Below are 15,090 nucleotides of genomic sequence, written 5' to 3'. Positions count from 1 at the left end.
ACCATTACCAGAATTAATTTAGTTTTATTTGGTATGGTTAAACTTCACATCTCATTCCTTTTGAAAATCAGTTAACGAATTAGTGATATCTATTAAAAAGGGGTATGACATCTATATACTCACTTTGTTGGAGAAGAAAAAGAAACCTGTGGCGAAAAATCATACCCACTTCCCTGGTTAGTTATTGTCACGTCTGTTACAATCCCATTAGTGATTTCGGCAGTAGCTGTAGCTGTCATTCCGCCATTTGATGGAGCTTCGACGGTAACTACTGGTGGCTCGGTATATCCACAACCTCCTACCAATACACCAATTTCTACTACCACTCCTGCTACCATGGTTGCATAGCCTTGAGCTATAAAATCCCAGGGATAGTGCGAGAATACATAAGCTTGTCCTGTATTGTTAATTGCCGGATCACCAGAGACTGCTTTTGATGGTAGCTCTGTTACTGCGGTGCTGTGTAATGTATTGTAAATATTAAGAATCCCGTTATTGTATGTAGGATTCGCCTGGGTACCGGCAACAAAACAACGTGATCGATTTGAATCTATTTCTTTACTTACAAAGTCTTTACAATTGGTTACTAAGTTTCCTCCATAAGAAGCGTTTAATTTATGAATAGTAGTACCCAAAATAAATGCATCGGTTAGTCCTAAACCGTAATGATGCATTAAATACCCCGAAGAAATCATACCGGTACGGTCATGCCCACTAGAGCAGTGAATATAATAAATCACAGGGATGGGATTATGGTTCGCATCTTTATACGGAGAATCGGTGTTCATCCAGGTGCTCAGGTTTTTTATCATTTCTACATCTAATGCTGTAGAAGTCTCTGCGGGTTCGACATTCCAATTTGATACTTGTGCTTTCATACCACTTGAGAAGTTTTTTGGGGATGCCGGGTACCATTTTTGATCTACCTGGCTTAATTCTAAAGCACCAAAGGTGCCTACTTCGGCAAGTAGTATTGGTAATTCACCATTTATATTATGACCTAAGAATGCAATATCACGAAGAATATATTTTCCCATTTCAGGGAAATTATCTAAGCCCGTTTGTAGTTGATACTTTGTTTTAAGGCAATTATGCAAGGTATGAAAATCAATATCCTGGCACTTTAACCCTGGTTTCAATGGTTCATTCCCACGAAACAACATATTTCCATTTACATTCTTATCGAGTAAAAATACAAGTTCGCTATTTAAATTTGGTAATGTACTGGGCAGGCTAGAAGGATTCTGATCGGTTGGAGATTGAATTGTAATGGTCGAGCCAGTACGTTCACCCTGTCCGCCAGGGAAAATACTGTCGTTATCAGCCGTTTGAGCATCTGTCGACCACAACCAGTTTGTACCACTAGGCTTAAAATAGATGTGGCAATAAGATGGTGGATCAATCGGCTTATGTCCTGTTCTGGTTACCGGTTTATATTGAGTTTCGATTAAAGCATACACAAATTCTCCGTTCGAATAGACGGTAAAATTTTCATTAGGATTCTTATTACCGATTGTACCTGTATTGAATGTTTTGGTGCTTTCGGTATTACTAAATGAAGCTCCCTTAGAAATAAGTGTGATAGTAACCTGGCTGGTTCCTGGTTTAAGGTCATAGGCTTGTTGGTAAGCATATGAAGTGATGCTGGCAGACTTGTTTTCTTGTGTAATAGACATAGTGATAGTTATTTAAAAATTAAGGTTTTAAGCTGTGCTACGTAATAGTCATAAAACATATTTACGTTAATGCTTGATGCGATCTCGATAGTAGATTCAAGCGGTTCTATATCCGAAATAAACTCAACTTTCATCGTTCCTTGCTTTACGGGGTCGGGGGAGGTATCTACTTCAACAAAAGCATTTTTAAAGGTGAACAGATCGGGCTTGCCAAGAAAAGATGTTGCTGCGGTATCCCAAAAGCTAAACCCATATTGAAAAGCTACTAATGCATACATTTGTGCAGCAAGTGATAGAGCAGGGAAGGTGTTGCTTTCTGGTAAAAAATACTTTCGGATAATTTCTCCGGATAGTGTAACGCTATTGGTAACATTAAGAGGAAACATTTTGATGTTAATACCCGAATTTAGTACTTCTTGAGTTGCTTGTGGATCCCAGTACACATTCCATTCTGCATTTGGGTTTGCTCCCGGAGCTATTCCGGTATCAATATTTCCAAAGGGCGTTTCTTTTGTAATATAAACTCCTCCCATCCAAACTATTTCTGAAACTTTACCTGCAAAATTTGGATCGTTCTTTAGTGCATTGGCGATATCGGTGACCGGAGAAAGGCAAAGCAAGGTTACAGGTGAGTTATTATTTTCGCGATATACTGTATCAACCATAGTCTCCAGAGGAAAGTCCATTTGAGGTTCTGGGACGACTACATTCTCTTTGTATTGATTCACCACAGGGAAAAGATCTACCATTAGAGAGTATTGGCGATATGTCCAGGGAAATGGATTCCACCCTCTTGCACCCGATACAGCTACATGTACATCCTTAATGTTGATGAGGTCGAGAAGTTTACTGCTAACTTTTGCGGTTGGATAGCCCTGGCAGTCGGCATTAAGTACCATGATTCCTTTGATACTAATATTAGGCATTGATGCGGCAAAAAGAATTGACATTAATTCATCTGTAGCTCCGTCGTGAATAATAATTGTGTTTTTAGTTTGTGTCATGTTTCTTCATTTACTGTTGTTAAATCGAAATTTGTATAATTATTCTTAATTCGTTCTGAGCCTTCGATACGTCTGTTTTTAGTTTATCGAAGGGCTCAGAATAGGATCTGTGGGGGGATTGCTATAGTTATATAATGAATATATATCCTTTATACTTATTGTATATGTATTTGCACGTTTCTTCGTATTGCGATACTTATGTATGGCAGCACTTTTTTTAGTCTTTTAAAGTTACCACTACCTTTTTTAAATGGGTTACGGGAAACCACATGATAGCAGGAGGAAATTTTTTGTATATAGAAAGTAGGTGTTGGGTATGAGGTATGAGATGTTGGATTTTAGGTGTGAGGGTTTTAGAAGTGTTATTATTGCAGTTAGTTAGGTGTTGTTATGGGTACTTATTTTGTTAATTAATCCTGTAAAAATGAAACCATGAAACGGATATACTGCATACCAGTATAATCTACCTGCCAAGCCTAAGGGTCTAAATGTTGCAGTTTGGATCACATCGTTATCTACTATTTTAAATTCGAGCCATGCTTCTCCCGGGAGTTTCATTTCTGCAAAAAGTAACAATCTTCCTTCTTGTTTATTCGCATAAAGCACTCGCCAGAAGTCTAATGAGTCTCCTACAGATATAGTAGATTGATTGGTGCGGCCTCTTCTTAGTCCGACCCCTCCAAATAATTTGTCTAAAAAACCACGAATTCTCCAAAGCCAATTCCCGTAATACCATCCATTCTCGCCCCCAATACTCCAGATTTTCTCTAGTGATGATTCGTAGTTTTTAATTTGTCGAATACGTTTGTCTTTAAAACATCCAAATTCTGGAACTGCTATAAACTCTGATATGTTACTGGTTATCTCGCTACTAGCATAAGAATCTTTCCAGCTAGAAGCAATCTCATTATTCTTAATATTATCAAATGCTCTTAATAGAGCTTCTTTGTAGGATATGGGGTGTATGTTTAGTAGGGTATTGATTTCATGATCTCTACATACAACTTCGACTTTCATGCTATCGACCAGGGATCTAGCCAGTTTGTATGAAGTAGAGGTTACAAAATATAACCAATACGAAGAAAGTCTCGGAGTCATTACAGGAACAGTCCAGATTCTTCTTTTTAAATTTCGAACTTTAGCAAAACCAAGAAGCATTTCTTTATACGATAGAATATCATCACAGCCAATATCAAAATCCCTGTTGTAGGTTTTCTCTTTAAGGATACATTCGATTAAAAAACGTTGTACATCTGCAATCCCTATGGGTTGACATTTGGTAAGAAGCCATTTTGGTGTAATCATAATAGGAAGCTTTTCTACCAAATCACGCATAATCTCAAAGGATGCACTGCCAGACCCAACAATGATTCCGGCTCTGAAACACGTTAGGTTGTAATTGCCTTTTCCTAGTTCTTCTTCAACGGTTTTTCTTGATAACAGATGTTTAGATAGGTTAGATTCATTAACGATACCACTTAAGTATATCACTTGTTTGACAGTTGTATTAGATAGCGCATTTCTAAAATTGACAGCAGATTTTTGTTCTAATGATTTGTAATTGTCAGATGTCGACATCGAGTGCACCAGATAATAGGCTACATCAATATCATCAGGGATTTTTGAGAGTGAAGGAGCATCTAACAAATCAATTTCTAGTACAGAAATACTTGCGCTTAACGACTGGGGAGGATGAAATCTAGAGGTATCCCTAACGCAACATACCACATGATATCCTTTATTTACTAATAAAGGGAGAATTCGTTTACCGATGTAGCCTGTAGCACCTGTTAGGAGTATTTTCATGTATTTAATAGAACTTCTATTGGTAAATATACTTTTTATACTTGTGTGTATTACGTACTTATTTATAAATCAATACTTCTTTTCTTATACTATCCAGAATGTTGTATTTACAATACAGTGATATACGTGATGTAGGTTAAAAAAAGTAATTGAATAACATTAATAAGTAACGCCATTTTAACGATCAGATGCTTTCTTTTTAAGCCTTTTTCCAAATCATTGATTTGACTTTTGATATCTTGTTTTACATCCTCTTTTTTATGGTTATTCGCGATGCCGTTAAAAAATGAAAAAGATTTTTTAGAAGAATTTAAATGTGGGGTGATGGTGTATACCGTAATAAGTATCGAAAAAATCGAAAAAAGAAGTATTAAACTTGTGATCACTTTTAGCGGAGAAAGATGCAATGGAGAGACTAATGTTGCTAATTCTCCTATGAGGGTTATGATGCTAACAATAATGAATATGTTAAGGACTAAAATAAGTATTCCTTTGATATTAATTTCGGTATCATGCCCATCAAACTGTTCTATAGTTTTTATTTTTTTTTCGTAGCCCATTTTATAATTCATTAGTTGTGATTAGCTAAATAAGGATGTTTTAAATGCGATTAGATAAAGCTATTAGTGTAACAATATCTCAGTATCTCTTTTATAAAAGTACAACTACCTTTTGTAAAAAAGTTACGGGAAACCTCATGGTGTCAGAAAGATAGCTTCTTGATAGTTCTGTTGAGCCCTTCGATAAACTCAGGACAGGCACGTCGAAGGGTACATGAAAGACATTCCTTCGGGATCGAATCACACATATCATAATAAACCCTTGCACGAATCATCATACAAGGGTTTTATTATAGGTTTATGGTGTGTTTTATTATGCTTCTTCGGGAGAAATAAATTTGTATACCAGTCCGGCTAAAATAGCTCCTATGATGGGGGCTACCCAAAATAACCATAGTTGCTCTATTGCCCAACCTCCTGCAAATAATGCCTGACTTGTACTTCTGGCAGGATTTACCGAAGTATTGGTCACTGGTATACTTATAAGATGAATAAGGGTTAGTCCTAATCCTATGGCAAGGCCTGCAAAACCTTTTGGAGCTTTAGAATGTGTAGCACCCAAAATGATAATCAAAAACATAAATGTCATTACGATTTCGGTTACTAAAGCCGCAAGCATAGAATAGCCACCCGGAGAATGTTCTTCATATCCATTGGCAGCGAATCCACCGATTTCGAATCCTGATTTTCCTGTGGCAATAAGGTATAAAATCCCGGCACCGGCAATACCGCCCAATACCTGAGCAACAATATACGGGAGCAGTTCTTTTTTATCAAAACGACCGCCTATCCATAACCCAATAGATACTGCAGGATTAAGATGACAACCCGAAATATGTCCAATGGCATAGGCCATGGTTACAACGGTTAAACCAAATGCAAGGGCAACCCCCGCAAATCCAATGCCTAACTCTGGGTATGCTGCCGCTAATACAGCACTTCCACACCCACCTAATACTAACCATAGGGTTCCAATAAATTCTGAAATTAATTTTTTCATGTTGTTTATTCTAGTGTTGATGTTAATAATGAGGGTATGAATTATTACTAAGGTACTTATCTTTTTTTTATGCGTTCTATTCTCGTATGATCTTTTCTTTTAATTTTCGGATTAAATGCAGAATAACAGGATAAGGATACTACAATGACTCGACCGAGATGCTTATGCCGTACCCTTCGATACACTCAGGACAGGCCGGCCGAAGTACTATAGTTACCATTAGCATTACCACAAACTATTCATTAGATCAGACAAATACTTATTAAAACAACCCCTTGCTTGATGATTCAAACAAGGGGTTGTTATAGTACAGGGGTATTATCTTATTTCTTAGGATCAAGAATGGCGGTGATACGTTCTGCGATATCCTGCAGGTGATATTGCGTCATCCTATCTGATGTTCTGCCGATGGCATTTCTAACTGCTCTGCGTAGTGTATTTAATTCTGCACGTACTACTGCTCTGATATCACTTTGCGAGGCATTTACATTAGTTCGTACTACAAAGCGTCTTATATTCTCTGGGATCTTAGGTTGCTCTTTGGTCATTAAAAATTCCAAACGATCGATATACGCTCTCTGTATATTACGGCGATATACATCGATGATACGACCACTTCGCAATTCGCTCCATAGTCCTGATCGCAGTTCGCTCATCATATCGAGTAGGGTATAAGCTTCTTTATTGTTTAAGGCTTCATTCTCGATTAATCGTGCCATACGCCCGTGATCCAATAGATTGTTTAAGGTTCTCACCTGGAAATTACGAATACGCTCTACATTTCCTGCAGATTCTATTTTATCAAAAATAGTCTTGTCGAGTAACCAATCCGGAGTGGTAAACAATTGTTCGTGTAAAAATTTCATGGCACGCTTCTGATTTGCTTTGGTCACATGAGAATATACCGCTCCTTTTTGATCATAGGTTTTATAGTATTCATATACCCCACCAATATTAGAAGATACATGACCCATATATCGATTAAACTGTCCTAACACTTGTCTGTACATAGTACCCAGATCATCATAGTTTTTACCATCTTCGGCAGTCCATGTGATGAGGTTGGGTACAATTCTTTTTAAGTTTTTGATTCCGTAGGTACTAGCCAGTACGGCATCATCACCAAGATCTTCAGTTTGCGAGCTTGGATCAATAACTCCAAACTGTTGTTTCCCGAATCGATACATAGGATCATTTTGATGTTTGAGTATCCAGCTGTCGAGTGTCTTCTTCTCTTCTTCGGCAGTTAGAGTAAGTATTGGTCGATATCCCCATCGTATAGCATGCTTATCATAGATACCAATATTAGGCATTAAGGCGACATCGCCATCTCCCGGTTGAGCAACATAATTAAATCTTGCATAGTCCATTATCGATGGTGCTGTACCATATTTTTTAGTAAACACAGGATCTCTTAGGGACTCTACAGGATAGGCAACACTGCTTCCCATATTATGTGGTAATCCCAAGGTGTGACCTACCTCATGAGCAGATACAAACCGAATTAATCTTCCCATCACTTCATCCTTAAAGGTCACATTTTGTGCCTCTGGATTGATTGCTGCGGTTTGTACAAAAAACCAATTGCGTAATAAGGTCATTACATTATGATACCAGTTGATATCACTCTCCAGGATCTCTCCCGATCTGGGATCACTCACATGAGGTCCATTGGCATTTGGGATAGGAGAGGCCAGGTAGCGCACTACAGAGTAGCGCACATCCTCTGGGCTCCAATCGGGATCTTCTTCTACTGTGGGAGGGTCTTTGGCGATAATAGCGTCTTTAAACCCAGCCTCTTCGAAGGCAACCTGCCAGTCTTCGATCCCTTGCTTAATATAGGTTCTCCATTTTTTTGGGGTCGCACGGTCGATATAGTATACGATTTGCTTTTTGGGTACTACCAATTCGCCTCGTTTAAATTTTGCAAGATCTTCATCTTTTACCTCTAACCTCCATCGATCCAGGTAACGTACGGTTTTACTTTCTTGTGCTGCTAATCCATAATCGGTTTGTCCGCGGGCAAACCATCCAACACGCTGGTCAAAATATCGACGTCTCATAGGTGTTTTAGGAAGCAGGATCATAGAATTACTCATTTCTAATGAGATAGATTCTGTACTGGTGTTAGAAGGTGGCTCGGCAGCACTATAGGTTTTTACATGACGAGTTTCAATATTTAATGGGTAACTTCTAATTGTATCGATATACGATCTGGCGGCATCTAACTTTGAAATCTTATACTGCTTTCGTCTACTACCAGGAAATCCTAGAGGTTTTACGTCTGTTTTAAACAGATCGGTAACCTCGATCACTGTTGCATTCTTTACTGCATTAGTAGAATCTTTATAAAATGCTTTAATCGGAAATGCATATAACACCGGTTCGAAATTAGAATTCTCTACAGCTTCATGAATCGGTAAAGAATCTGAAGCAAAGATCTGATGTGATACGACGCGAAGTAATATCTGCTTGTTTTTTCGTTGCCAACGCAATACTTGGGTATTTTGTTTTCCGCCACCAAAACCAATCCCCGTAGCGGTTTTGGCAATACGCGTTACCATAAGCATCTCCCGATTAAACAACGAATCCGGGATCTCATAATAGTATTTACTGTCTATATTATGAACGGTAAATAAACCTTTGTCGGTTTTGGCCTTTTCGGTAATGACTTCGCTATAAGGCTTAATCTTATCTTTGTCTTTACCAGGTTTTTTGGCATCGGCCATAGGGGTTTTTCCTTTTTTGGGTTGAAGAACAGAACAACCACTAGTGGTGATTACTACTAAGCATAGAAGCAATCTAAATGTATTTTTGAGCATGTGAAGAATTTTTAATCGGCGGAAGGTAATAAAATAAGCAACCGGCATATGTGAAAGTAAGGTTAAAGGTAGATTGGTAAAGGGTGTAACCTCTGTTAATTGTGAATTTGTTATGAATTTTGTTGTCGTTTATATCTTTAAAAACCTATACCGTACCCTTCGAGAACCTCAGGGTACAGTATAACTTGTCACTCCAGACTTGATCTGGGATCCACTTTTTGAAATGCGGGATTCTGGATTCCGGATCAAGTTTAGAATTACAGGATATCTATAGTACGGTACATCACATCCGAGCTAATAAACATGTACCCTTCGGCTACGCTCAGGGTACGTTAAAGATATTCTCTCGGGATTGAGTGCGTGTACACTTCGGTGCATAGGTCGAAATGCATTTTAAATACTATGCTCAATTAATTAATACTTTATTATGTACTGGTCTTTTAATTCAACAACGCAGGAAGAATATACTTTTCAAATATTTCACGTGATTGATTACCTTTCCTATTCCTATAATTTCCTGCTGTTATCACAACTACGGATTCCAGCGCTGGAACTATAAAAATGAATTGCCCTCCTGCGCCTCGTGCTTCAATAGATATAATTGCTTCTTCATTGATGATATAAGTGTCATGCCACCATAGATAACCATATTCATTTTTATCTCTTCTATCCTGCAATCTTGTATGTTTCTTGAAAGACTCTCTTATCCAATTTTCTGAAATAATTCGTTTGCTATTCCATACACCTTCATTTAGATAAAGTTGCCCAAACTTAAGCATATCCCTTGGGGTTAAATGATACCCACCTCCAAAATAAGGTATGGCTTTTGTATCGTCGGTATTCAATATGTAATTTGTAATTCCCAGAGGTGAGAAAAGCTTATCAGCCATATAAAATTCTAAGGGTACATCTAATCGATTACTTAAATAAACGCCAAGTAAAAATGGGTTTGCAGACCCATAATCGGCATAAGTTCCAGGATCTTTTACCATAGGTGCTTCAAGTACTGTTTTTAACCAATTATTTGATTCTTGGTAGTACTCTTCATATGCTTTGTTATTTACATCTAATCCAGAACTCATCGTCAATAAGTCTTTGATGGTAATTTTGGATTTTAAGGCATCTTTTGTATACTGATATTCTTGAGGGATAAAATCATATAGTTTTTTGTCGACACTCTCTATAATTTTATCATCAATAGCTATACCGATGATGGCAGATGAGATACTCTTTGAGGCAGAACGCATACCATGCGGAATATTAACATTGAAACCTCCAAAATATTTTTCATAAGTGATTTTACCATTTTTTGCAATGAGTACTCCCTCTATTCCGACTAGACTATCGTTACGAATACCTTCTTCCATTTTTTGTAGTACTAATCCATTTTTTGATAACTCCCAGCCGTCATTTATTTGAGAATTCTTATCTATTGAAGCAGTCTTTTTATGCTTTGTGATTTTTTTAAATGATGTTTTTGTAATAAAATTCCCTTCTAGACTAATATTTAATACAACTTCAGAGGGTTTTAATAGGCCTTCAAATTCAAGGCCTGTATTAGAATCTGTAAATGAAATAGAATTATTCTTTTTCTTAAAATTATTGCACCAGAGATTTCCAAGAATTGGGTAAGCTCGATATTCATCATCAGATCCACCACCTTCTTTTATAGTTAAACGCAAAGATTGAGGCTGTAGATAATGAATTATTGATAGATTCCACTTCCCTTCAAAACGATCTCCTCTTTTATAGAGTTTAGCAGGGTACAAATATCTCTTTGATTTCATAAAACCGTTTATTTCTGATTGCCCGTCATTAACTATTCCACTAAAAATAAGGTTATCACCTAATGCAAGATTGATTCTATTATCAAATTTGAATTTTTTCGTTATAATTTCTTTGTTATTTGAAAGTGTAAAAACTGCATCTTCTTCACTCAGTTTTTTAACGATTATGTCTAGATTAAGGGCGTCTTTGTTCGTTGTTTTTCCTTCCCATTCTCCTATAAAATCTACTATATTTTGTTGAGCACAGCTTGTAAAAAATGAGAAACATAACAAGAGTGATAACGTTAAATTTTTAAACATAATTTAAGTTTTAATTGGGTTCAAAAGTAACATATCGATATTTACAAAAATTGTATCAGATTAACATTGCTATTTTTTATGCAATTCTTTTCGGTAGAAACTGGGATTCATATTAAAATAGGAGTTAAAGACGCGGTTAAAATGGCTTTGATCAGAAAAACCTGTTTGATATGCAATTTTGGTCAACGAGTTATTTGGGTCGAGCAGTAGAGGTATAGCTTTCTTTAATTTATGTTGCCTTACATACTCTCCAAGACTTGTAGAGAGATATTTTGGGGCTGCCCTTGAGATATGAACGGGATGTATTCCTAGTTGATCCGAAAGGTATTGCAAGCTAAGGTTTGAATTATCGAAATGAAGTAATTCTTTTAGATCATTTATCCAGTTAGGAATATTTTTGAGATTGGTTTCTATTAACCCACTTAATGCTTCACAAATTTGTAATAATAGAACTTCTACTGAAACTTCGCTGTATTGATCAGAGTTTATAAATTCATAATATAATTTTGCAAAAAGAAAATGTACTTGCGGGTTTTGAATTAATAGACTCCCTTCAAGTAAATCCAAATCTATTCCATTAGTATCCAACCATTTTTTTTGAAATTCTAAATGAAAACCATTAGCATTTTTAGAATGTTTAGAGCCATAATGAACTTCTTGCCAATTATTAAACATTAAACTTCCTGATGGGCACAAGGTCTTCACTTTCTTATTACAATCCATCATATCACCATTTAGAACATACCAGAAATATGGGTTTTCGTGGTAGTGCCAGTCTGTTCTATCTTTTTTATAATCGTATTGCGATAGCAGAATCCCACCAAATGATTTTTCAGAATCCTTTATTCCATAATATTTTCCCTTAGTTAATATCTTCATTCTAAGTCGGGCTTGTGCATTACGTTTAATATTTATGTCGTAACAGAGTAAAGTTACAAAACCATAGACAAATCTGTGTTTTTATATAATATAGCGCTCACATTTATCATTTTATGTAGGCGCTGAGTATTGTGTTACACAGATTGCAAATGCACGTTGTCGTTTTTTTTGGTTTGTTATTATTAATGTGAATAGGGGATAGATAGGCGATCCCAATCCAAATTGGTAATTGCATTGAGATTTTCTCTGCTAATAGGTAAAGCATAATTATTCTGAAACCAAACAATTACTAGTGTTGAACTATTTTCTAGATCATTAATTTCTTCATATCTAAACCAACCAATACATACGATTTTGGGTAATTCTTGATGCCTTTCTCCCTTTTTATTGATCCATTCTGATTTGATTTCTTGTTTAGGTTCTATAACATGAACAGGTATTTTTTTCCACCTTTTTCTCAAATCTGTTTTTATCCTTTCTATTTCTCTGTTATTATAACTTTGAGTAGGAACACCTTCTACTAACCTATCATAAATCTCCCACTGCGTTAATCGGAAAAGTCCAGCCTTTCTATTATTTGAGATTTTGAATTTCATAGAGGATATGATATCACCAAATATACGAATCGAAGTAATTAAATATATCTAGACATGTATTGCATGAATTACAAATATACGTTGTCTGAATCAAGTAGAATGCTTTTGAGGGTGTATACATCTCGGTATATACAAAACGAGTTGCAATGTATTATACACGTTTTTAACTGCAGTTCTCCTTTACCTTTTCCAGTGCTTTTGGAAATGTGGTTTTCATAAAGTCCAGATGCTCATCAAGGACATCTATTTCAACATTAAGGGTGTTACTGTCTGCTCCATCGGTAAGGGTATAAATTTCTGTAGCGCCCGACCAGGCTTTTGTTTCATCATCAATAGGTTGTTCCTCTCCCTTTACGACATTTCCGATATGCTTAAATCTCATGATTTTATTAGGAATGTGTGTTTCGATGATGCTGTAGATACCACTTTGATCAGGAGAAAGGAATACTACCTTGCTGCCTTCTTTCCAATTATCGGTAATAGCATAAGAACCTTCAAAAAATACACTAGTCCAATCACGGTAGTAGTTATCCTTCCATAATGCGTCCCAAATCTTCGTTTTCTCTGCCTTAATATCTATTGAAAATTGTAATCTGTTTATCTTCATAATGTAAGATTAAGTTTGAAATTAACGATAGCGAAGCACAAATGTTCGCTAAGATATATGGTTTACACAAGTTAAAGATTAAGTGTTTACACTAAAATAGTTTTTAATCTTGTGGTTTGTTTCTTAATTGTTTTTCAATTTTCTAATCAACTCTAATGATGATGCATTTAGCTTAGTATTACCACGATTGTAATTTCTCATCAGGATCACCCCATATTGACTTTCTTTTTCAAATTGAAGTGAGCAAGTGTACCCGGCAACTCCTCCACCATGTCCAACTGTTGAAATTGTATTATCCTGATACAGGAAAAAGCCTAAGCCGTAATTCCCATTTGGAGTGTGGTTTCTTTGCATTATAGCCAAATTTTTTTGGCTTAGTATTTCTACAAGCCCCATATTGCAAGCAATAAATTTTGCCAAATCAATTGGAGTTGAATAAATACCGCCATTGGGTACTTTATATCCTCGACCCTTATGTTCTAATTTGGATTGAGTATTAATTTCACCTATTGATTTATGCTTCATGCCTTTTGCTAGATTAACAATCTTATTTTTGGGTACAATAAAATAGCTGTTATTCATGTTGAGAGGGTTGAATATTTTATCCTTAACCAATTCGATAAAAGACTTTTTTGCTGCACGGGATAGTGCTAATCCCAATATTCCAAAACCAATATTCGAATAACTATATTTCTCTCCTGGTTTTGATTGAAATGATGTTTTTGGAATAGACTTTAAAACTTTACTTTCCCATTCCCCAATGGGGCCAGAAGCAGCTTTTTCTAAATTGGGTTCTCTAATTAAGCCCGAAGTATGACTAGCTAGTTGTAAGAAAGTGATTTTTGTAGAATCTGAATAACCACTTAACTCACTTATTTCGGGTAAATATTTTTCTATCTGCTCATCTAATTCAATTGTCCCATCTTGAACCAATTGCATCATAAGAAAGGCAGTAAAAGATTTAGAGATTGAACCTATACGATAAATGGTAGTGGAATCAGCCTTTGTATTAGTATTAATGTCTACTAATCCATAAGCACCAGACCAAATAATTGAATCTCCTTTTACTATTGCAATTGAGATATTCCCCTTAACATTATCATCCTCTAGGTCTTTTTTTATTCTGTCTGTAAATTCGTTAATTATAGTTTGAAGATCATTTCCTTCTCGCAACTGTGCATTTGAAAAGGTATAAAATCCAGCTAAAGCAATTGTCAATATTGTCAATAAAATCTTATTCATAGGATTGTTTTAAGCTGATTTAAATTGAACATAACATTGGTATATGCACCAGTACATAGATGCCTTGTATTGCGCAGATTGCAAATCTGCGCTGTCGGGTTAGGCCTATGCTTTATAGGTATTGTTGTACCCCGCTTTATATCGATTTTTCATAAGCTTCAGAGATCCAGTTTTTTAATTCTTTGTCAATTTCTGACTCTTCGGATAACCGAACTCTATGCGTGCACATTGTTCCGAATGGCCCAGAGTTTTCAAGTCTATCTGTAGTTGGTTTGTCTTTTAGTTTAAACCCCAAGTCAATTCTTGTTTTGGTAGCCGGCTTAATTAAAACGAATTGTCTTTTTCTAATAATACTAACACTTCCTTTTTTCGGGGTAATGGTTATATCTGAACCTAATGATGTAACATAGTCAATTAGTTTCTTATAAACCGGAATCAGATTTTCTTTCCCTTTATATTGGGCGCCCACTAAATCATCAGGAGAGTTATTTTCTTCTTTGGATAAAGTTACAATTGTATTAGCAAACCCATGCGTCACACTATGTTCTGTCTTTAAAAACTTAACTCCTTCAGAATGTTTAGTAAAGGATTTTTCTTTAAGAATTGCTTTCCATTCATCTAATGACTTACCTGTTTTTTCAGGCATATTGTCAATCATAGTTTGTAATGCTTTATCCATTTTTAATCTATTAGTTACATGAGTTACAACAAATAGTATGTGTATACCAGTACATGTATACTCGTTTGTGTTTGTTTCTCAATTGTTTACAGGTACTTTATTTGTTTAATTACCCAAAGCTACCATTATCTT

The 15,090-nt window shown here is 36.0% G+C and carries 12 protein-coding genes; all 12 read right to left on the bottom strand.

All coding sequences use genetic code 11. The annotated features are described in order from the left end of the window. Positions 1 to 119: 119 nt before the first annotated feature. Positions 120 to 1,676 carry a protein-tyrosine phosphatase family protein gene (locus tag Z053_RS0121820; protein WP_025667092.1) on the bottom strand — a complete coding sequence of 519 codons (1,557 nt, stop codon included), beginning with the start codon at positions 1,674 to 1,676 and terminating at the stop codon, positions 120 to 122. A gap of 8 nt (positions 1,677 to 1,684) precedes the next feature. Continuing rightward, a complete protein-coding gene (locus Z053_RS0121815; protein ID WP_025667091.1) occupies positions 1,685 to 2,680 on the bottom strand; it encodes a nucleoside hydrolase in 996 nt (331 codons plus the stop codon). Between the two features lie 378 nt (positions 2,681 to 3,058). After that, positions 3,059 to 4,486: an SDR family oxidoreductase gene (locus Z053_RS0121810; protein WP_025667090.1), complete on the bottom strand. Its 1,428-nt coding sequence runs from the start codon at positions 4,484 to 4,486 to the stop codon at positions 3,059 to 3,061. 107 nt (positions 4,487 to 4,593) lie between these two features. Next, on the bottom strand, positions 4,594 to 5,058 hold the full coding sequence (locus Z053_RS0121805; RefSeq protein WP_035096554.1) for a hypothetical protein: 465 nt from the start codon (positions 5,056 to 5,058) through the stop codon (positions 4,594 to 4,596). 301 nt (positions 5,059 to 5,359) lie between these two features. Next, positions 5,360 to 6,046 (bottom strand): aquaporin Z, encoded by a 687-nt coding sequence (gene aqpZ, locus Z053_RS0121800; protein ID WP_024771865.1) that lies wholly within the window; start codon positions 6,044 to 6,046, stop codon positions 5,360 to 5,362. Positions 6,047 to 6,369: 323 nt separating this feature from the next. Beyond that, positions 6,370 to 8,868: a zinc-dependent metalloprotease gene (locus Z053_RS0121795; protein ID WP_025667088.1), complete on the bottom strand. Its 2,499-nt coding sequence runs from the start codon at positions 8,866 to 8,868 to the stop codon at positions 6,370 to 6,372. Positions 8,869 to 9,308: 440 nt separating this feature from the next. Beyond that, complete coding sequence (locus tag Z053_RS0121790) at positions 9,309 to 10,955, bottom strand: serine hydrolase domain-containing protein (RefSeq protein WP_025667087.1); 1,647 nt, start codon at positions 10,953 to 10,955, stop codon at positions 9,309 to 9,311. A 69-nt stretch (positions 10,956 to 11,024) separates the two neighbouring features. Further along, complete coding sequence (locus Z053_RS0121785) at positions 11,025 to 11,834, bottom strand: helix-turn-helix domain-containing protein (RefSeq protein ID WP_025667086.1); 810 nt, start codon at positions 11,832 to 11,834, stop codon at positions 11,025 to 11,027. A gap of 182 nt (positions 11,835 to 12,016) precedes the next feature. After that, positions 12,017 to 12,430, bottom strand: coding sequence for a hypothetical protein (locus Z053_RS0121780; protein WP_025667085.1), 414 nt, complete (start codon positions 12,428 to 12,430; stop codon positions 12,017 to 12,019). Between the two features lie 163 nt (positions 12,431 to 12,593). Beyond that, positions 12,594 to 13,037 carry a hypothetical protein gene (locus Z053_RS0121775; protein WP_035096553.1) on the bottom strand — a complete coding sequence of 148 codons (444 nt, stop codon included), beginning with the start codon at positions 13,035 to 13,037 and terminating at the stop codon, positions 12,594 to 12,596. A 123-nt stretch (positions 13,038 to 13,160) separates the two neighbouring features. Continuing rightward, positions 13,161 to 14,279, bottom strand: coding sequence for a serine hydrolase domain-containing protein (locus Z053_RS0121770; protein WP_025667083.1), 1,119 nt, complete (start codon positions 14,277 to 14,279; stop codon positions 13,161 to 13,163). Between the two features lie 136 nt (positions 14,280 to 14,415). Beyond that, positions 14,416 to 14,958, bottom strand: a complete 543-nt coding sequence (locus Z053_RS0121765; RefSeq protein WP_025667082.1) for a DUF4287 domain-containing protein — start codon at positions 14,956 to 14,958, stop codon at positions 14,416 to 14,418. Between the last annotated feature and the right edge of the window lie 132 nt (positions 14,959 to 15,090).

The sequence above is a fragment of the Aquimarina megaterium XH134 genome (assembly GCF_000520975.1).
In the GTDB taxonomy this organism is placed as follows: Bacteria; Bacteroidota; Bacteroidia; order Flavobacteriales; family Flavobacteriaceae; genus Aquimarina; species Aquimarina megaterium.
The sequence above is the reverse complement of the archived record's forward strand: the minus strand, read 5'-3'. Positions and strand labels throughout refer to the sequence as shown.